Origin of the sequence: Blautia sp. MSJ-19 (genome assembly GCF_018918125.1) — a bacterium.
Lineage (GTDB): Bacteria > Bacillota > Clostridia > Lachnospirales > Lachnospiraceae > Blautia_A.
Genome location: NZ_JAHLQA010000007.1, coordinates 62,655 through 81,914 on the forward strand (window position 1 = coordinate 62,655; position 19,260 = coordinate 81,914).

Genomic DNA, 19,260 nt, shown 5'->3' on the forward strand with positions numbered 1-19,260 from the left:
TTTTTTTGCAGTTAAGATATTGTTTTTTCTTTGAAAAAAGTTTTTAATAATATTTAGAAGTGCAGATTTTTGCACACCTATTTATGAGATAATACCTCTATCAGATGGAACAAAACCAGGAGCAATCGTGATTTCAGAAATACAACTTCTATAAAAATTGTGCTATATTGTATTCCAACAAAATAATAACAGAAAGGGGAAGCACAAATGTTGACGTTATTATTTATTATATGCATGTTTGGAATATTTGGAAAACTCTTCTGGTTTGGAATGAAAGCAGCCTGGGGAATTTCCAAATTCATATTGACGATCGTATTTCTGCCAATCGTTCTGGTTGGTCTCGTCGTAGGAGGATTACTTTCCATTGCATTCCCGATACTGATTGTGATCGGAATTATTGGATTCTGTGTATCAAAAGTATAAAGGAGCCCACCACATGCCACCACTGACACAAAATTTACGAATTTTATACCTTATGGATATCATGTTGCAGCGGACGGATGACCATCATATGTTGAATGCGGTGCAGTTATGCGAAATCCTGGAGCAGGAATATTCTCTTCCGACTGACCGACGGACAATCTATTCAGATTTGGAAATTCTCGAGAAGTACGGACTGGATGTGCAGCAGAAGAGAGGTAAGAAGCCGGGATATTACATCGGTGCACGTGACTTTGAACTGCCGGAGCTGAAACTTCTGGTGGATGCAGTACAGTCGTCAAAGTTCATTACCGAAAACAAATCACGGGAACTGATCAGGAAACTGGAGAAGCTGTGCTGCAGAACAGATGCCGATATCCTGGCAAAGCAGGTATTTGTCGTGAATCGTCCGAAGACAGAGAATGAAACAATTTATTATAATGTAGACAAGCTTCATACGGCAATCTTTGAGAATCGGGAAATTGCGTTTCAGTATGCAGAGTGGACCATGCAAAAAAAGATACGTTTGAAAAAGGATGGTGCCATGTATGTGGTCAGCCCATGGGCACTGACCTGGGACGATGAAAATTATTATCTGGTTGCCTATGATGCCGTGGCAGGAATCATCAAGCACTACCGCGTGGACAAGATGCTTAAGATGGCAGTTCTTGAGACAGAGCGCAAAGGGAAAGAAGCCTTTGAGGACTTTGATCTTGCTGACTTTGCAAAGAAAACATTTGGCATGTACGGTGGAGCGGATGCAGAAGTATCCCTGATCTGTGAGCAGCACCTGGCCGGGGTGATCCTGGATCGTTTTGGTCATGATGTCTGGATGAGACCGGTGGATTCCGAACATTTTCATGTAAAGGTGCTTGTGGCAGTCAGTTCACAGTTTTTTGGATGGGTCACAGGGATTGGCAAAGGACTGGAAATCGAAGGTCCGGAGAATATCCGGGAACAGTACAAAGAATATTTGCAGGAATTACTGACAAAGTACTGAGAAAATAGATAATTAAGACATTTATACGAAAGTCACATCACAGTAATTATGTGGTGTGACTTTTACTTTACCGGAAAATTTAGACGAAAAACGTGTAAATCCAATTTCTTCCGACAAATTCCATCAAGAAATCCCTTCAATATAATGCGAAAATATGCTATGATTTTTAAGATAGACAAAGTCTGCAATTCCAAACGGAGATAAAGAATGAACAACGGAGGAAAGAAGGATGAAAAAATGCAGAAAAGCAGCAGCCATACTTCTGATTGTAGCTATGGCAGCACTTGCACTGGCCGGATGTGGCGGCAACACTGTAACGACAGAGAATACAGGCAGTTCTGACTACAGAGTCTGTATGATCACGGATGCAGGAGATATCACGGACCAGTCATTTAACCAGACAACTTACGAGGCGTGCAGAGATTACTGTCAGGCGAATGATATTAATTTTACTTACAAGAAACCAGATGGTGATACGGATTATGCCAGAACAGCCATGGTCGATGTGGCAGTGGCAGAAGGATACAATATTATTGTAATGTCAGGATATGTATTTGCACAGACCGTTGTGGATACCTCTTTTAAATATCCGGATATTAAATTTATTGTACTGGATATGAGTGCCGGAGATATCGGTGCGGCGGCAGTTGGAAATGCATATTATGATGATCCGGATGCGTACAACGTAGCAGATTACTACAACACAGAAAACACCTATCTTGCAATCTATCAGGAAGCAATACCGGGATACCTTGCGGGTTATGCAGCAGTAAAACTTGGTTATCGTCATCTTGGTTTCCTTGGCGGACAGGCCGTACCGGGTGTAATAAGGTATGGATATGGTTATGTTCAGGGAATCAATGCAGCTGCAGAGGAAATGGGAATCACAGATGATGTGACGATTGAATATGCATATGGCGGACAGTTTTATGGATCTACTGAGATTACGGCAGCGATGGATACCTGGTACAGCAACGGAACAGAAGTCGTTTTTGCCTGTGGTGGTGGAATCTTTACATCAGCGGCAGAAGCAGCAGCAAAAGTTGGCGGCAAGCTCATCGGAGTCGATTCAGACCAGTCACCGACGATTGATGCGTACGGAGAGGGGATGACAGTTACTTCTGCAATGAAGAGCCTTACGGCAACAATAAATTCCATGCTGGATTCCATTATCTACGATGGCACATGGGAGGAACATGTCGGACAGGTAGAAAATCTTGGACTTGTTTCCAAAGATGATATGTCATTAAACTACGTTGGACTTCCGGAAGATACCACACAGTGGAATGATAACTTTACAATAGAAGACTATAAAAAACTTGTAGGTGACATCTTTGACGGCAAAGTGCAGGTAGATAACAGTACAGATAAAATGCCACAGGTATCTGTAACATTAAACGTACGTGAAGGTACGATCAAATAAGAAAAAGGGAAGGAACACGAGTATGTCTGAATATGCAATTGAAATGTTGAACATTACCAAACGTTTCCCTGGAATCGTTGCAAATGATAATATTACGCTTCAGTTGAAAAAAGGTGAGATTCATGCGCTTCTGGGCGAAAACGGAGCTGGAAAGTCTACTCTGATGAGTATTCTTTTTGGTCTGTATCAGCCGGAAGAAGGCGAGATCCGCAAAGATGGAAAGAAAGTAGAGATCAAGAATCCAAATGATGCCAATGCGCTTGGAATCGGAATGGTGCATCAGCATTTCAAACTTGTTGAATGCTTTTCTGTACTGGATAATATCATTCTTGGTGTGGAACCGATCAGCCATGGACTTCTCAAAAAAGATGATGCAAGAAAGAAAGTCATGGAATTATCTGAGAAATATCATCTGCAGGTAGACCCAGATGCGCTGATTGAAAATATCACAGTAGGTATGCAGCAGAGAACAGAAATTCTGAAAATGCTGTACCGTGACAATGAAATCCTGATCTTTGATGAGCCGACTGCTGTGCTGACCGTGCAGGAGATCGCGGAACTTATGAAGATCATGAAAGACCTTGCAGCAGAGGGTAAGAGCATTCTTTTCATTACACATAAACTGAATGAGATCATGCAGGTTGCCGATCGCTGTACCATTCTCCGCAAAGGAAAATATGTGGATACAGTAAACATCAAAGATACCACACCGGAGAAACTTTCTGCCATGATGGTTGGAAGAAACATCAGCTTCAAAGTAGAAAAAGCTCCGGCAAAACCGGGCAAAGTCGTTCTGGATGTCAAAGGAATGACTGTTGCAGGCGAAAATAACAAAAAAGATGCCGTCAAGAATGTTTCTTTCCAGGTAAGGGAAGGAGAGATCGTATGTATTGCAGGAATCGATGGAAACGGACAGAGCGAACTGGTCTATGGACTTTCCGGACTGTCCGATCTGAAATCCGGTACGATTCATATGAACGGTCAGGATCTCACGAAAGCATCTGTAAGACAGAGATCGATCCTGGGTGAAAGCCATATCCCGGAAGACCGTCATAAACATGGTCTGGTACTTGATTATTCTCTGGAGGATAACATGGTGCTTCAGACATATTTCAAGCCACGTTTTACAAATAAATTCGGTTTCCTGAAAAAGAATGAGATCCGAAACTATGCAGAGAAGCTGATCGGAGAATATGATGTAAGATCCAGTCAGGGACCGGTGACAGTCGCTCGAACCATGTCCGGTGGAAATCAGCAGAAAGCAATCGTTGCGAGAGAAATCGACAAAGATCCGACGTTCCTGATCGCAGTACAGCCGACCCGAGGAGTTGATGTCGGTGCGATCGAGCTGATCCACAAACAGATTGTGGAAGAACGCGACAAAGGAAAGGGTGTCCTTCTTGTCAGTCTGGAACTGGATGAGGTTATGGATGTGTCCGACAGAATTCTTGTCATGTATGAGGGTGAGATTGTCGGGGAATTCAACCCGGATGAAGTGACAGTAGAGGAGCTTGGCCTTTATATGACCGGTGCCAAGAGACAGGAGGTTTGATCAATGAACAATAAAGAGAAGAAAAATATACTGTCGAATGGAGCGGCACAGACACTGATCGCCTCTCTGATCTGTATTATTCTTGGATTGCTGGTTGGATATATCGTGCTTCTGGCCATCAATCCGGCCGGTGCGGGAAGAGCAATCACATCTATTTTAAAGAACTTTTTGTATTTTCCAAGACCGGAAGTAGCACTGGAATATTTTGGAAGCACACTTGCCAAAACTGCACCGCTTCTGATGTGTACATTGTCTGTTCTGTTTGCTTACAAAGTAGGACTTTTTAATATCGGAGCATCCGGACAGTATACGGTAGGAGCAGGTTTCGCATTGTATTTCGCTATCCATTACAATGCACCGTGGTGGGTATGCCTGATTCTTGCAATGTTTGGAGGTGCAGTACTTGGTGCGGCTGCCGGAGCACTGAAAGCATATCTCAATGTAAATGAAGTTATTGCATGCATCATGCTGAACTGGATAAGTCTTTATGCAGTAAATACTGTTCTTACAGAAGTAAAGGAATCTGGAACAACTTATACATTACCGCTTCGCACGAATAATCCCAATGCAATTATTCCGCATCTGGGACTGCAGCATTTATTTGCTGATAACCGCTATGTGACGATTGCGATTCCAATGGCAGTCGTTTTTGCAATCCTGGTATGGGTTGTACTTGGCAAGACAAAATTAGGATACGAACTGAAGGCGACAGGACTTTCTGTGAATGCAGCCAAATATGCCGGAATGAAAGAAAAGAAAAACATTATCCTGACTATGGCAATCTCCGGAGCGCTGGCAGGACTTGGCGCAGCGTTTCTTTACTTAAGCGGAATCGAGCAGTGGTCCTGTGCACAGACAGCAGTTCCGAATATGGGATTTAACGGAATCGCAGCAGCGTTCCTTGGCGGAATCCATCCGATTGGAGCAATCTTTTCCTCCTTCTTTATCCAGCATATCACCAGTGGCGGTGCGTATGTAGATAAGATGGTTTACTGCTCACAGATTTCTGACCTGATCGCAGCAATCATCATCTATTTCTGTGGTTTTGTACTGTTCTTCAAACACTGCATCAATCATGGAATCCAGAAATCTGAAGATAAAAAATTAAAAGCAGCACAGCAGAAAGGAGGAGAATAAGCATGGCTTTATTATTACAGTATACTCTGATCTACGCATCGGTACTGTTACTGGTTGCGTTGGGCGGCTGTTTCTCCGAACGAAGTGGAATTATCAACCTGGGACTGGAAGGAATCATGGTTGCCGGAGCTCTTGGTGGAGCACTGGTGATGAAATATATGCCGGGACTTTCTGCACCGATGATGGTAATCTGCGTGATCCTTGGAAGTGTGATCTTTGGAATGCTATTCTCACTCCTTCTTGCAGTTGCAGCAATCAATTTCAATGCGGACCAGACCCTGGTCGGAACTGCGATGAACATGCTTGCTACTGCGGCGGCGACTGTATTTGTCAAAGCAGTCAACATGGCAGAAAATCCGAACAATGTGTCATCTACCATTCAGTACATCAATCAGAAAAAAGCACTTTCCATCGTGAAAATTGCCGGATTTGAAATAAACTGGTTCATGATCATCACAGTCGTGCTTCTGATCGTGGCAAATATTGTACTGTACCGAACCCGTCTCGGGCTTCGTCTGAGAGCCTGCGGTGAACATCCACAGGCAGCGGATTCAGTTGGTATAAACGTATATAAAATGCGCTATATCGGTGTTTTGATCTCAGGATTTCTTGGTGGACTTGGTGGAATCGTATATATTACAGCCGGTGTTTCCGAGTGGAAATTTGAAAACGGTGTGGCCGGATTTGGATTCCTTGCACTGGCCGTTATGATCTTCGGACAGTGGAAACCAAATCTCATTGCGCTGGCAGCGTTATTATTCGGGCTTTTCCGTGCATTATCCAATGTATATTCCGGATTTGATTTCCTTGCATCCCTGAATATTCCGGGAACATTTTATAAGATGCTCCCGTATATTATTTCGCTGCTGGTACTTGCTGTTTCTTCGAAGAAATCAAGAGCACCGAAGGCTGAGGGAATTCCTTACGACAAAGGACAGAGATAAAGGAGAAAAAATACAATGGGAATTGTTGTAATTGGAGATGTTTTTATTGATGTCAAAGGCTATTCCACATCTCCGTATATTCCGGCGGGAAGAAATGCCGGAACGATCGTGCAGATCCACGGTGGAGTAGGTCGAAATGTTGTGGAGGATATTGCAAATGTAGAACTGGAACCGACGTTTATCGGAACTGTCGATGATGATGCAATGGGTGAAGAAGTCATTCAGAAGCTGAATCGCCATAAGGTCAACACACAGTACATGCGAAAAGTAAAAGACGGTATGGGAACCTGGCTGGCAGTTTTTAACCATGAAGGTGATGTCGTTGCATCCATTTCAAAAAGACCGGATCACAGTACGATTGAGCGGATTCTGGATGAACAGGGAGACGAGATCTTTAAAAATGCCGACAGTATTGTGATAGAGATTGACCTTGAAAAGGAAATTGTTAAAAAGACATTTGCTTATGCAGAAAAATATAACAAAAAAGTTTATGCGATCGTGTCCAACATGACGATTGCAATTGAACGAAGAGATTTTATCAGAAGAACGGCATGTTTTGTGTGCAATCAGCAGGAAGCCGGAATTCTTTTCTCAGAAGACTATGAGCATGTTACCGCAGAAGAAATGGCAGAGATTCTTGCACAGCGTATCCGCACAGCGAAGATTCCAAAGATGGTTGTGACCATGGGTAGTGATGGTGCTGCCTATGCGGAGCAGGAGGGTGAAAAAGGTGTATATCCGGCGCTTAAAGTGGATGTTGTAGACACAACCGGAGCCGGAGATTCCTTTTTTGCAGGGGTCTGCATGGGACTTACTTATGGAAAGACACTGCGTGAGGCATGCGGAATCGGAACGAGGCTTGCATCAACAGTTATCTGTACATCAGAAAATATCTGTCCGAGATTCATGCCTGAAGAATTCGGACTTACGAGGTAAAAAAAGATGGAAAGTATTATTATCGGGATTGCCGGGGGATCTGGATCCGGCAAATCCACATTTACAAACAGAATCAAAGAACGTTTTGGGAATAAGGTAGTGGTCATTTATCATGACAATTATTATCGCAGACAGGACGGTATTCCATTTGAAAAACGTGTTAAAGTAAATTACGATCATCCGGATTCTCTGGAGACAGATCTATTGGTTGAACATCTGAAGCAGCTCAAAGAAGGAAAGACGATCGAATGCCCGGTATACGATTACAGCCAGCATAATCGATCTGATAAAGTGATTCAGATTGAGCCAAGACCGGTTATTCTGGTAGAGGGAATCCTGCTTCTGGCAGATCCGAGAATCCGAGATCTTCTCGATATCAAAGTGTACGTTGAGGCAGATGCGGACGAAAGAATCCTGCGTCGTATTTCCAGAGATGTGGAGGAGAGAGGAAGAGACCTTAACGGAATTATTGAACAGTATCTGACTACGGTCAAGCCGATGCATTATCTGTATGTACAGCCGACGAGAGCAAAAGCCGATATTGTGATCAACAGTGGAAAGAATGATGTAGCATTTGACTTATTTGTGTCAAAGATTGAACAGCTTCTTCAGGAGCGGTCTCAGAAATAGTACCGAACAGCAGTAATATGGGGGATAAATGTACAGAGAAACAAATTCCAAAGGTAATAAAAGTGAAGAAGAACTGTTAACAGAATATAGTTATAAAGCATTGCACAAACTGATCAAATCCGGCATGTGGAAAATGTACTGCAACCGGGAGTTTCAGATTGACCGCGTGGAGTGGAGCGATGATCTGCGAAGAATGGTGGGATATAAGGATAAGTCGGATTTTCCTGACCTTCTGGAGTCATGGTCAGACCTTCTGCATCCGGAAGATCATGCCAGAGTTATAAATGGTATTGATCCGGTGCTTCGGGATGTGACCGGAAATACGATCTTCGATGAAGAATATCGTTTGAATACCAGAAATCAAGGTTATCGCTGGTTTCGGGCAACAGGAGATGTTTCCAGAAGAGAAGATGGCACGCCGCTCTGTTTTTTTGGAATTTTTATCGACATTACAGAGCAGAAGGAACATGACAGACTTGAGCTGGCAAGAGATGAAGCTCTTGAAAAAGCGAATGGTGCTCTGACGGCGATGAATGTACTGCACGAGACAATTGGTTCTGGTGCATGGAGCAATACATTTAATGAAGAAGGAAAATCTGTGGCAGTGGAATGGAGTGATGCATTTCGTGCTCTTCTAGGATTTAAAAACGAAGAAGATTTTCCAAATCAGCAAGATTTCTTTTTTTCCAGAGTTCATCCGGATGATATCCGGAAATTGTCTGATGATTACGAAAAAGCACTTTATGATACAAGTGGCAAAATAGTTTATGATACAGAATTTCGAGCTCAGGTCAAAAGTGGAGAATATCGTTGGTTTCGTACAACAGGACGTATGACACGGAAAGCAAATGAAAAATCTGGGACTTTTTACGGAATGCTTATGGACATTGACGAAAAGAAAAAAACGGATGCAGAGCTTTTGTGGCGTGACACCCTGGCAGACATTATGACGAGAAACCTGGACAGCGTTTATGTGATTCTGGACAAGCATAACCGTAACTCTGTTTATGTAAGTCCGAGTATTGAGCATGTGTTCGGAATAAAGAAGGAAACAGTGCAGCCGCTCCTTGCTATTCAAAAAATAGAGCAAAAAGGATCCGATGACTTTTCTATAGAAGAAGTGGTCAATCTTTTGCCGGGGCAGTCGCAGGTTAAGGAGTGTTGATCATGCCTGTGGGGAGTTCCGCGGCAAAGATGTTTCAGAAAACGATTCATCATGTAGTTCGAGGGGATGAGGATATTCTGATCTTTGAATTTGCGGATCATACCCATGAGCAGGAAATTCGTAAAAATATTGAAGATGCACTGGAAATTGCAAAGAGTGCCAATGCAGCTAAAAGCAGTTTCTTATCAAATATGAGCCATGATATTCGAACTCCGATGAATGTTATTACAGGTCTTTCAAAGCTGATGGAACATGAACTGGATAATCCGGCAAAGATGCAGGAGTATATTGGAAAGATTCAGACTTCCAGCAGTCATCTTCTGGGGCTGATCAATGATGTCCTTGACATGAGTAAGATAGAGAGTGGAGAAACTCGCCTGAATATTGAAAAATTTAATCTTATTCATCAGATTGAAGAAATCAGTATGCTGATTCGACAGCAGACGGTAGAGCATGGACAACAATTTGATACATATATTTCTGATATCGAACACAAAAATGTGGAAGGTGATGCATTGCGTGTTCGACAGGTATTTCTCAATATCCTCGGGAATGCGGTGAAATATACACCAGATGGTGGTAAGATTTCATTTACTGTAACAGAAGAACCGTGTTTTGCTGAATCCTGTGCAAAATACCGTTTTGTAATCACAGATAATGGAATTGGTATGAAACAGGACTATATGGAACACATTTTTGAACCGTTCAGCCGTCAGGAAAATTCTGTTACAAACAGAGTTCAGGGCACCGGGCTTGGCATGGCGATTACAAAAAATATCGTAGATATGATGGGCGGGACGATCCATGTCGACAGTGCAGAGGGCAAAGGAAGTTCGTTTGAAGTCATTTTGGAGTTTCGAATTGAGCGTGAGGCAGAACAAGATACCCGGACTCTTTCGGAATATGCGAATAATGAAACGATTGAGAATGAGATTTTGAAAGGAAAGCGTTTCCTGTGTGCGGAAGACAATGAATTGAATGCAGAAATCCTGCGGGCATTATTGGAGATGGAAGGGGCCAGCTGCGAAATCTGTACAAATGGTGTGGAAATCGTGGAGCGATTTACAGAGATCGGACCGGATGAATTTGATATGATTCTGATGGATGTTCAGATGCCGCTGATGAATGGGTATGAAGCGACAAGAGCAATCCGCAGAAGCAAGAATCCACTGGGAAAATCCATACCGATCGTTGCCATGACAGCAAATGCATTTGCAGACGATATTCAGCAGAGTATGGATGCCGGTATGAATGAGCATATTTCCAAACCAATGGATCTGCAACGACTGAAGAAAGTTGTGGCGAAACTGGTTCAAAAATAAATTCTCCAATATTTCATTATAACAAAAAGCGGTCTGCCACTTCGGCGAGACCGCCTTTCTATGTCTATATTTTAGCCAATTAATACTTTTTTGCCATGGAAAGCAAAACCATAGCATCGGATTCGTTCGGGATTTATACCATTTGCTTTCAATTCGCAGACATATTGTTTATCCTGGATCTGCTTTTTCGCGGCGGAAACGGTATCCTCCAGTGTCTGCTCGCCCTGTTCGAATACTTTAAATTCCAGAATAAATGCCAGATCATTATTATGAATCGGCTCCAGCATGACATCATAGCGACCATAACCGCTTTCGCGGTTAGAAGATATGCGATAGCGTCCCGCCAGTTCAACAATCAGTCCAAGTACAAAACCATGATAAAATCGCTCTGGTCTGTCTGGTCTTGTTTGCGAATTTGATGAACTGCCAACATCAAAAAAGCTGAAAGTTGCCATTGAAATTGCATTCATATAATGATTCATTTCTTTCACATCATCACGCAACAATGCACGAACAAAGTCATTATATGGTACATCTTCGTTGGAAAACCAGTCTTTTATCATGTTTTCGAACATCATGCGAACTTCACGATTTGTAATACTTAAATGATAGACAAATCGATCGGTATGTTCATCTACTTCTACATTTGATACCTTCAGATATCCACTTGCAAGCAAAAGACTCCAGATTGCATTTTTCTTTTTACTGAGTTGCTCAAAGATAATTTCTTCATCAATTTCCGTGATCAGTTCTCTGCCTTCGAGAAGTTCTTCCATGATAGTCTTGGTCTCTGCGTTTCCACGCTGAATCAGACTGGTGATCATTTCATTAGAACTAGTGTTTACCCAGTAGGGCTTGAATTTTTTTTCCTCAAGGAAACAGGTGATAGACCATGGGTTATATATATCTTTTTGTATTCCAAAAGAAAAACCATCATACCAGTATTTTACTTTTTCTTTCTGAGATTCTAGACCATAAGTTTCCAGTGCCCGGCAAACTTCTTCCTGAGTAAAGCCAAATTGAGTGCTGTATTTTTCGGAAGTTGTCGTTATTACAGTGAGATTGTTTAGGTCGGAAAAGATAGATTCCTTACTGACTCGGGTGATTCCGGTAAGCAGCCCACGTTCGAGAAAGGGATTACTTTTAAAGCTTGCATTAAATAATCCTCTCATAAATTCTACCAGATCTTTCCAGAATCCATTTACATAAGCTTCCTGGAGAGGTGTATCATATTCATCGAGAAAAATCAGTACTTTTTTCTTATAATAGCGGCTCAGATAATCGGACAAAGAGCTGATTGCCAGAGCCGCTGTTGTATCAGACATTTCCAGTCTTACGGAATCAAAAAATTCAAGATCCTGAGAGGACATGAAAGATTCATCACGGAGGTAAGCATACTTCCCATATAATCTTACCAAACTTTGTATGATTCCTTCTCTGACGGACTGAAATGTAGTTCCCTTAATATTGGCAAAGCTCATGTAAATGACCGGATAAGTTCCCTGTAAATCACGGTATTCCCGGGTTTCCCAAATAGACAGGCCCTCAAATAAATCGCTTCTGTTCTGATATACAATGGAGAAAAAACATTCCAGCATGCTTAAATTCAGTGTTTTTCCGAAACGGCGTGGACGGGTGATCAAAGTAACGGCATCTTTGTTTTCCCACCATTCCCGGATAAAATCAGTCTTATCTACGAGAAAGCAGTCGTTTTCTCTGATGTATGCAAAATCCTGCGCTCCCAGAGATACTGTCTGAGTCATGAGTGGTCACCTCCAGATGGAAATTGATAAGTTGTTGTGGAGCAGAGTAAAAAGTAATTTTTAATTTAGTTTAACATGAAGAAAAAAGCAAAACAAGGGATATATAAATGTAAAAATTTAGGAAATGTAGAAATGAATAATTTTTATGTGTTAAGAATTATGAGTGCATGTTATAATATATACAAATAGATGCGTGACAAATAAGGGTAGAAAGTGATTTCATATGACCAATGAAAGAAGATTGAGTAGTATTGAGACAAGTTTCAAAATGGAAGGCATGCCGTTTGATTCAAGTTGTCGCAGGCGGGTTCAGAATGTTCTTAATAATACAACAACTGTATCTGCTGTAATTAAAGAATTAAATAAAAAATATGGAGTATCTAAGAGCTGAAAAATCAGGAATATGAGTATTCGTATGATGATACAAAAGATGCTAAGAACTATTATCCAGGGACTAATGTTTTGAAAAATAAATTGAACATTCAGGACCTGGATATTTTAAAATCCGATGTAAAAATGTTTGGGGCACAGAGTAATTTGAAAAATAAAGAAGCCTGCATACGCAGGCTCAGTCCACACACTGTGGGTCACGGTTAAGTGACGATTTGAATTAAATTCTTATTTGAACTTATGATGTAAAGTTAGTATGGTACTAAACTTATTTTCAGTATAAAACGGGTCAACAGAAAAGTCAATTAAAATTTAAAGTACAGGAAGGAGAAAGTGCATTATGGAAAAAGAATATTTTTTGGGATTGGATATGGGAACCGGATCACTTGGATGGGCGGTTACGAACAACCAATATGAAATCTTAAGGGCACATGGAAAGTCCTTGTGGGGTGTAAGGTTGTTTGAAAGCGCAAATACGGCAGAAGAACGACGCATGTTTAGAACATCCAGAAGAAGATTGGACAGACGGAACTGGAGAATTCAGATTCTACAGGAACTTTTTGCCGAAGAAATTACAGCAGTAGATCCGGGATTTTATCTCCGGATGAAAGAGAGTAAATATTATCCGGAGGATAAGCAGGATATCAATGGGAATTGTCCAGATCTGCCGTATGCATTATTTGTGGACAAAAATTTTACAGATAAGGATTATCATGCACAGTTTCCAACTATTTATCATTTAAGAAAATATCTGATGGAAACAAAGGGAACACCAGATATCCGATTAGTATATCTGGCAATTCATCATATGATGAAGCATAGAGGACACTTCCTTCTTTCTGGAGATATTAGCCAGATTAAGGAATTCAAGGGAACATTCATGCAGATGGTTCAGAATTTAAAAGAAGAAGAACTGGAGTGGGGAATCGAGCCAGATGTAGAAGAATTGGGATGTATCGAAAAAATATTAAAGAACAGGGAACTGACTAAAACCGCAAAAAAGACAGCTCTTATCAAGCAGCTTAAGGCAAAGAGTACTTGTGAGAAGGCTATTTTAACATTGTTATCTGGTGGTACGGTAAAATTAAGTGACATTTTTGGAGTTGCTGAATTGAATGAAAGTGAACGACCAAAGATATCATTTTCAGATAGTGGATATGATGAGTATATTGGTTCTGTAGAAGCTGTTTTGGGAGAACAATATTATATTGTAGAATCAGCAAAAGCAGTTTACGATTGGTCTGTATTGGTAGAAATTCTTGGAGACAGCAGTTCTATATCTGAAGCAAAAGTAAAAACATATAAAAAGCATAAGCAGGATCTGAAATATCTGAAAATAATTGTGCGTGAACATTTACCATCAGAGTTTTATAAGAAAGTTTTTGTTGAAACCAGTGATAAGCTGGACAATTATTGTGCATATATCGGAATGACAAAGAAGAATGGAAGGAAAGTTGATTTACAGAGCAAACAATGCGATAAGGATGCTTTTTATGATTTTTTGAAAAAGACTGTAATAAAAAATATAACAGATCCTACGGTGAAAGAATATCTTGAAAAAGAAATAGACCAGGGCAGTTTTTTACCGAAACAGGTAAACAAAGAAAATGGTGTTATCCCATACCAGGTTCATCTGTATGAGTTAAAGAAAATATTAAAGAATCTGGAAAACAGAATTCCACTTATAAAAGAAAATCAGGAAAAAATTATTCAGCTGTTTGAATTTAGGATTCCCTATTATGTCGGACCATTAAATTATACGGATGGAAAAGAAGAAAAATTTACATGGGCAGTACGAAGAAGTAAAGAAAAAATTTATCCGTGGAATTTTGAAGAGGTTGTTGATACGGAAGCGAGCGCAGAAAAGTTTATTCGCAGGATGACGAATAAATGTACATATCTGGTGGGAGAAGATGTATTACCAAAAGATTCATTGTTATATAGTAAATTTATGGTATTGAATGAACTAAATACTCTTCGATTAAATGGAGAAAAAATTTCCGTTAAACTGAAGCAGCAAATTTATGAAGAAGTATTTTGCAGGTACCGTAAAGTAACCATTAAGAAATTAAAAAAATATTTGAAATGTCAGGGAATTGCTGATGAGAATATGGATATTTCCGGAATTGATGGGGATTTTAAGGCACAACTGACTTCGTATCATGATTTCAAAGAGAAATTGACAGGGGTGTCATTGAGTCAGAAAGCAAAAGAAGAAATTATTTTAAACATTGTTTTATTTGGGGAAGATAAGAAACTTTTGAAACAAAGACTGAAGAAGCGATTTCCTGAATTGACAGAAGGGCAGTTAAAAGCAATTAGTACTTTATCATACAAGGGATGGGGACGTTTATCTGACACTTTTCTGGAAAAAATAACAGTACCTGCTCCGGAAACTGGTGAGATTTGGAATATCATTATGGCACTGTGGGAGACAAATGATAATCTGATGCAGCTTCTTAGCAGAAACTATACTTTTGCAAATGAAATCGAAACTTTCAATGTAGGTAAGAAAACAGCAGAACTTTCTTATAAAACAGTTGAAGGACTGTACGTTTCACCGTCAGTTAAACGTCAGATCTGGCAGACACTTAAAGTAGTAAAAGAGATAAAAAAAGTGATGGGAACAGACCCACAAAGAGTTTTTGTGGAAATGGCAAGAGAGAAACAGGAAAGCAAACGAACAGAATCGCGTAGAAAACAGTTATTGGATTTATATAAGGTTTGCAAAAAAGAAGAATCTGAATGGGTTAGTGAATTGTGTGGACAGTTGGAACAGTGTCAGGATTATCAGTTAAGGAGTGATAAACTATATCTGTACTATACACAAAAGGGACGCTGTATGTATTCTGGTGAAAGAATTGAATTGGAAGATTTGTGGGATAATCAGAAATATGATATTGACCATATTTATCCACAATCTAAAACAATGGATGACAGCCTGGATAATCGAGTCCTTGTGAAGAAACGGCTGAATTCAGATAAAACTGATATATATCCAGTTAAGAAGGAAATTCGTGATTCGATGACATCGTTCTGGAAATCACTGCTGGAGCGTGGATTTATAAGTAAAAAGAAATATGAACGACTGACCAGAGCAACAGAATTAAGACCGGATGAACTGGCTGGATTTATTGAAAGGCAGTTGGTTGAGACCAGGCAGAGTACAAAGGCGGTAGCAGAGATTTTACAGCTTGCATTCCCACATACAGAAATTGTATATGTAAAGGCAGGAAATGTTTCGAGATTCCGACACGATTTTGACTTAATCAAGGTACGTGAAATGAATGATCTTCATCATGCAAAAGATGCATATTTGAATGTTGTAGTTGGAAACTCATATTATGTGAAATTTACTCGTAATGCAGCGTGGTACGTAAAAGAGAATCCTGGACGGTCGTATAATTTGAAGACAATGTTTACGTCAAAAGATAAGGATATCATAAGAAATGGTGAGATTGCGTGGAAGTCAGGAAGTAATGGAACGATAGCGACTGTAAAGAATTTTATGAAAAAGAACAATATCCTTGTGACAAGAAAAGCGTATGAAGTTAAAGGTGGACTGTTTGATCAGCAGATTATGAAAAAAGGAAAAGGACAGGTTCCGATAAAAGGAAATGATAACCGACTTAGTAGTATAGAAAAATATGGTGGCTATAACAAGGCAACAGGTGCATACTTTATGTTGGTGAAATCTAAAGACAAAAAAGGAAAAGAAATTCGTACACTTGAATATATTCCATTGTATATGAAGAAGCAGATAGAAAAAGATGAGAAAACTGCGCTCACATATTTAATAGACGTAAAAATGCTTAAAGAACCGGAAATTCTCATGAGGAAAGTAAAAACAGATACATTATTTGATGTAGATGGATTTAAAATGTGGCTGTCTGGAAGAACCGTTGATAGACTGCTTTTTAAAGGGGCAAATCAGCTTATATTATCTCAGCAGGATGCTGTGATTTTGAAAAAAATTATTAAATATGTAAATCGAAAAAAAGAAAACAAAGAAGTAGTTTTAAATCCAAGGGATGAATTGACAGAAGAAATGCTGGTGAGATTGTATGATGTTTTTGTTGATAAAATCCAGAATACAATATATGGAAAACGCCTACTGACCCAAGCGCAGACTTTGATAGAAAAACGTGAAAGTTTTGAGAAATTATGTGCAGAAGATAAATGTATTGTACTGAATGAAATACTACATATGTTCCAGTGTCAGAGTACAGCTTCTAATCTGAAGCTGATAGGCGGACCAGGAAGTGCAGGTATTTTGGTCATGAACAGCAATATTACAAAATGTACGAGAATTTCTATTATTAATCAGTCGGTTACAGGTATATTCGAAAAAGAAATAAACCTGTTGGCATTATGAGCTGGCGTGTAGTGGTAATCACAAAAAGAGCCAAGTTGGATCTGCAATTGGGTAAAATGGTAGTGAGAAGCGAGGAAACGATAAAAATTGTATTGAGTGAAATTTCTACAATTCTTATTGAGTCAACAGCAGTTTCACTTACCACAAGCCTGATTGCAGAACTGGCGAAACGAAAGATCAAGGTCATTTTTTGTGATGAAAAAAGGAATCCGAGTTGTGAGCTGGTAAATTATTATGGAAGCCATGATACCAGTAATAAAGTGCGCAGACAGATTGCATGGAAGCAAAAAACGAAAGAAGCGGTCTGGACAGAAATAGTAACAGAAAAGATACGAAAACAAAAGGAACTGTTGGAAGCATCAGGAAAGGAAGAATCAAAACTACTGACATCTTATCTAAGAGAAATTACATGGAATGATGGAACAAACCGAGAAGGACATGCAGCAAAAGTTTACTTTAATGCATTGTTTGGAATGGATTTTACCCGAACAGAAGATAATTTTATAAATGCTGCCTTGAATTATGGATATTCTATCATTTTGTCAGCTTTTACAAGAGAAGTTGTTGCAAACGGATATATTACACAGTTAGGACTTTTTCATGATAACATGTTCAATCAGTTTAATCTGGCATCAGACTTGATGGAACCATTTCGAATTCTTGTGGATCGAGAAGTAACAGAAATGGATTTGATGCAGTTTGAACACGAGGAAAAGATGCAACTTGTAAATATATTGAATCAGGAGGTTCAGCTGGATGGAAAGATTCAATATGTGAATAATGCGATTAAAATTTATTGTAAAAGTGTATTTGATGCGTTGGAGGAAGATGACAGTTCATTGATTCGATTTTACGGAATTGAGTTATAGATTTATGAGAGTGTTGGTATTTTTTGATCTTCCGGTTATCACAGAAGAGAACAGAAGGGAATATAGAAAATTCAGAAAATTCCTGCTTAAAAATGGCTTTTTAATGCTTCAGGAATCTGTTTATTGCAAACTTGCATTAAATAGTACAGCAGTGAGAACGATTGTTGACAATGTCCACAAAAATAAACCGGAAGAAGGATTGGTTCAGCTATTGACTGTGACAGAAAAACAATATGCAAAAATGGATATTATAATTGGTGACATCAAGAGTGAGGTGCTGGACAGTGATGAAAGGCTGGTGATTTTATGAAATTGGTTCATTTCGAATTGTCTGGGATACTTTTGGATGAAAAGACTGAATTTATGGAATGGATCATAGAGATGCCAGAAGCTTTTTCAGAATATGTAATGGAACTAAGTGCTCAGATTGATGGTGGCGAAGGACGGTTTGTTCTGTCCGAGAAGAATAAAGAATTGGATTTGGCAAAGAAGATGGACATTATATTTAATCCGTTCGCGGTAGATATAAATTCAAGGAAGATATTAAGTAAATTGTATCTGGAATTATCCGCTCTTTCAAAGGGAGAACAGATGTATGTCAAAACAACAGAACTTTTGAGATATTTACAGGAGTACATGCTGGATTTAGAACAGTGTACGGAATATATTCTTGAATTTGATGAGGAAGCAGATGTGACTGCATTATTGAAGGCAGTTAATGTTCATTATGAAACAAGTGATATGGATTTTCTGGAACGTTTGGTTCAATACATAAAAATTTTGGCAGCGATGACAGGGATAAAATTGTTTGTGTTTGTAAATCTCAGGAGTTATCTGGCAGATTACCAGATTCAGGAATTGATTAAAGAAATGAAATATCAGGATACCAGAGGATTATTTATAGAAAGCCAACAAAAAGGTTGCATGGAAGGGGTGAAGCAGTATATTATAGACGTAGATAGATGTGAAATATACTAAAATGTTTGAGTACCATGCATTTTATGCAGATGAGAGCATTTCATTTTTGGATTTGAGGTTTGAGAATGATGTAAATATGTATGGTACTCAAGCGACAAAACATCAGACAGCAAACACAAACTTGTTTGAGAATGATGTAAATATGTATGGTACTCAAGCTGCTGATGTGTACTATGGGAGAAGTACCAGTTTGAGAATGATGTAAATATGTATGGTACTCAAGCCAGGACCCGGCGGCTATGCTGCTATCATCCGTTTGAGAATGATGTAAATATGTATGGTACTCAAGCTTTACCAGAAGTTAAACCAGTGGGGACTTCGTTTGAGAATGATGTAAATATGTATGGTACTCAAGC

At 39.6% G+C, this 19,260-nt stretch carries 15 protein-coding genes and 1 CRISPR repeat array (1 of these 16 cut by a window edge); of the genes, 14 read left to right on the forward strand and 1 reads right to left on the reverse strand.

Features of this window, described 5'->3' with window-relative positions:
* Window positions 1-207 precede the first annotated feature (207 nt).
* The 10 genes from KQI91_RS03445 (at window position 208) to KQI91_RS03490 (ending at window position 10,529) form a co-directional block, all read left to right on the forward strand.
* The gene (locus tag KQI91_RS03445) at window positions 208-423 is read left to right on the forward strand and encodes a hypothetical protein (RefSeq protein ID WP_216391485.1); all 216 of its coding nucleotides are present in this window, start codon (window positions 208-210) and stop codon (window positions 421-423) included.
* A 13-nt stretch (window positions 424-436) separates the two neighbouring features.
* Entirely contained in the window at window positions 437-1,420 is a 984-nt protein-coding gene (locus tag KQI91_RS03450) for a helix-turn-helix transcriptional regulator (RefSeq protein WP_216391486.1), read from the forward strand.
* A gap of 229 nt (window positions 1,421-1,649) precedes the next feature.
* A complete protein-coding gene (locus KQI91_RS03455; RefSeq protein WP_216391487.1) occupies window positions 1,650-2,843 on the forward strand; it encodes a BMP family lipoprotein in 1,194 nt (397 codons plus the stop codon).
* A gap of 22 nt (window positions 2,844-2,865) precedes the next feature.
* Window positions 2,866-4,395: an ABC transporter ATP-binding protein gene (locus KQI91_RS03460; RefSeq protein ID WP_216391488.1), complete on the forward strand. Its 1,530-nt coding sequence runs from the start codon at window positions 2,866-2,868 to the stop codon at window positions 4,393-4,395.
* A gap of 3 nt (window positions 4,396-4,398) precedes the next feature.
* Complete coding sequence (locus KQI91_RS03465) at window positions 4,399-5,532, forward strand: ABC transporter permease (RefSeq protein ID WP_216391489.1); 1,134 nt, start codon at window positions 4,399-4,401, stop codon at window positions 5,530-5,532.
* A 2-nt stretch (window positions 5,533-5,534) separates the two neighbouring features.
* Entirely contained in the window at window positions 5,535-6,476 is a 942-nt protein-coding gene (locus KQI91_RS03470; protein WP_216391490.1) for an ABC transporter permease, read from the forward strand.
* A 15-nt stretch (window positions 6,477-6,491) separates the two neighbouring features.
* Complete coding sequence (locus KQI91_RS03475) at window positions 6,492-7,412, forward strand: carbohydrate kinase family protein (protein ID WP_216391491.1); 921 nt, start codon at window positions 6,492-6,494, stop codon at window positions 7,410-7,412.
* A gap of 6 nt (window positions 7,413-7,418) precedes the next feature.
* Window positions 7,419-8,042, forward strand: a complete 624-nt coding sequence (gene udk / locus KQI91_RS03480) for a uridine kinase (protein ID WP_216391492.1) — start codon at window positions 7,419-7,421, stop codon at window positions 8,040-8,042.
* A 28-nt stretch (window positions 8,043-8,070) separates the two neighbouring features.
* Window positions 8,071-9,207 carry a PAS domain-containing protein gene (locus KQI91_RS03485; protein ID WP_216391493.1) on the forward strand — a complete coding sequence of 379 codons (1,137 nt, stop codon included), beginning with the start codon at window positions 8,071-8,073 and terminating at the stop codon, window positions 9,205-9,207.
* Window positions 9,208-9,236: 29 nt separating this feature from the next.
* Complete coding sequence (locus tag KQI91_RS03490) at window positions 9,237-10,529, forward strand: ATP-binding response regulator (RefSeq protein ID WP_216391494.1); 1,293 nt, start codon at window positions 9,237-9,239, stop codon at window positions 10,527-10,529.
* Between the two features lie 71 nt (window positions 10,530-10,600).
* Here the strand turns inward: KQI91_RS03490 and KQI91_RS03495 are convergent, their stop codons facing one another.
* Window positions 10,601-12,292, reverse strand: coding sequence for an AAA family ATPase (locus KQI91_RS03495; protein ID WP_216391495.1), 1,692 nt, complete (start codon window positions 12,290-12,292; stop codon window positions 10,601-10,603).
* Between the two features lie 730 nt (window positions 12,293-13,022).
* On the opposite strand from KQI91_RS03495, the gene cas9 reads away from it, so the two are divergent.
* Genes cas9 through csn2 form a run of 4 tightly spaced genes read left to right on the forward strand, consistent with a single transcriptional unit; the run spans window position 13,023 to window position 18,904 of the window.
* Entirely contained in the window at window positions 13,023-17,057 is a 4,035-nt protein-coding gene (gene cas9, locus KQI91_RS03500) for a type II CRISPR RNA-guided endonuclease Cas9 (RefSeq protein ID WP_216391496.1), read from the forward strand.
* An 11-nt stretch (window positions 17,058-17,068) separates the two neighbouring features.
* On the forward strand, window positions 17,069-17,926 hold the full coding sequence (cas1, locus tag KQI91_RS03505; RefSeq protein WP_330654440.1) for a type II CRISPR-associated endonuclease Cas1: 858 nt from the start codon (window positions 17,069-17,071) through the stop codon (window positions 17,924-17,926).
* 4 nt (window positions 17,927-17,930) lie between these two features.
* Window positions 17,931-18,236: a CRISPR-associated endonuclease Cas2 gene (gene cas2, locus KQI91_RS03510; RefSeq protein ID WP_216391498.1), complete on the forward strand. Its 306-nt coding sequence runs from the start codon at window positions 17,931-17,933 to the stop codon at window positions 18,234-18,236.
* Window positions 18,233-18,904 carry a type II-A CRISPR-associated protein Csn2 gene (gene csn2 / locus KQI91_RS03515; RefSeq protein WP_216391499.1) on the forward strand — a complete coding sequence of 224 codons (672 nt, stop codon included), beginning with the start codon at window positions 18,233-18,235 and terminating at the stop codon, window positions 18,902-18,904. The genes cas2 and csn2 overlap by 4 nt, the downstream gene beginning before the upstream one ends.
* A 57-nt stretch (window positions 18,905-18,961) precedes the next feature.
* Window positions 18,962-19,260: a CRISPR direct-repeat array (repeat unit 36 nt; unit sequence GTTTGAGAATGATGTAAATATGTATGGTACTCAAGC); it runs 528 nt beyond the window's last position.

Excerpts from the sequence above, each read along its gene's own strand:
- cas2 (WP_216391498.1), top strand. The coding sequence starts at position 17,931 with ATGAGAGTGTTGGTATTTTTTGATCTTCCGGTTATCACAGAAGAGAAC.
- KQI91_RS03495 (WP_216391495.1), bottom strand. The coding sequence starts at position 12,292 with ATGACTCAGACAGTATCTCTGGGAGCGCAGGATTTTGCATACATCAGA.
- KQI91_RS03450 (WP_216391486.1), top strand. The coding sequence starts at position 437 with ATGCCACCACTGACACAAAATTTACGAATTTTATACCTTATGGATATC.
- KQI91_RS03485 (WP_216391493.1), top strand. The coding sequence starts at position 8,071 with ATGTACAGAGAAACAAATTCCAAAGGTAATAAAAGTGAAGAAGAACTG.
- KQI91_RS03490 (WP_216391494.1), top strand. The coding sequence starts at position 9,237 with ATGTTTCAGAAAACGATTCATCATGTAGTTCGAGGGGATGAGGATATT.
- KQI91_RS03445 (WP_216391485.1), top strand. The coding sequence starts at position 208 with ATGTTGACGTTATTATTTATTATATGCATGTTTGGAATATTTGGAAAA.
- KQI91_RS03465 (WP_216391489.1), top strand. The coding sequence starts at position 4,399 with ATGAACAATAAAGAGAAGAAAAATATACTGTCGAATGGAGCGGCACAG.
- csn2 (WP_216391499.1), top strand. The coding sequence starts at position 18,233 with ATGAAATTGGTTCATTTCGAATTGTCTGGGATACTTTTGGATGAAAAG.
- cas9 (WP_216391496.1), top strand. The coding sequence starts at position 13,023 with ATGGAAAAAGAATATTTTTTGGGATTGGATATGGGAACCGGATCACTT.
- KQI91_RS03475 (WP_216391491.1), top strand. The coding sequence starts at position 6,492 with ATGGGAATTGTTGTAATTGGAGATGTTTTTATTGATGTCAAAGGCTAT.
- udk (WP_216391492.1), top strand. The coding sequence starts at position 7,419 with ATGGAAAGTATTATTATCGGGATTGCCGGGGGATCTGGATCCGGCAAA.
- KQI91_RS03470 (WP_216391490.1), top strand. The coding sequence starts at position 5,535 with ATGGCTTTATTATTACAGTATACTCTGATCTACGCATCGGTACTGTTA.
- KQI91_RS03460 (WP_216391488.1), top strand. The coding sequence starts at position 2,866 with ATGTCTGAATATGCAATTGAAATGTTGAACATTACCAAACGTTTCCCT.
- KQI91_RS03455 (WP_216391487.1), top strand. The coding sequence starts at position 1,650 with ATGAAAAAATGCAGAAAAGCAGCAGCCATACTTCTGATTGTAGCTATG.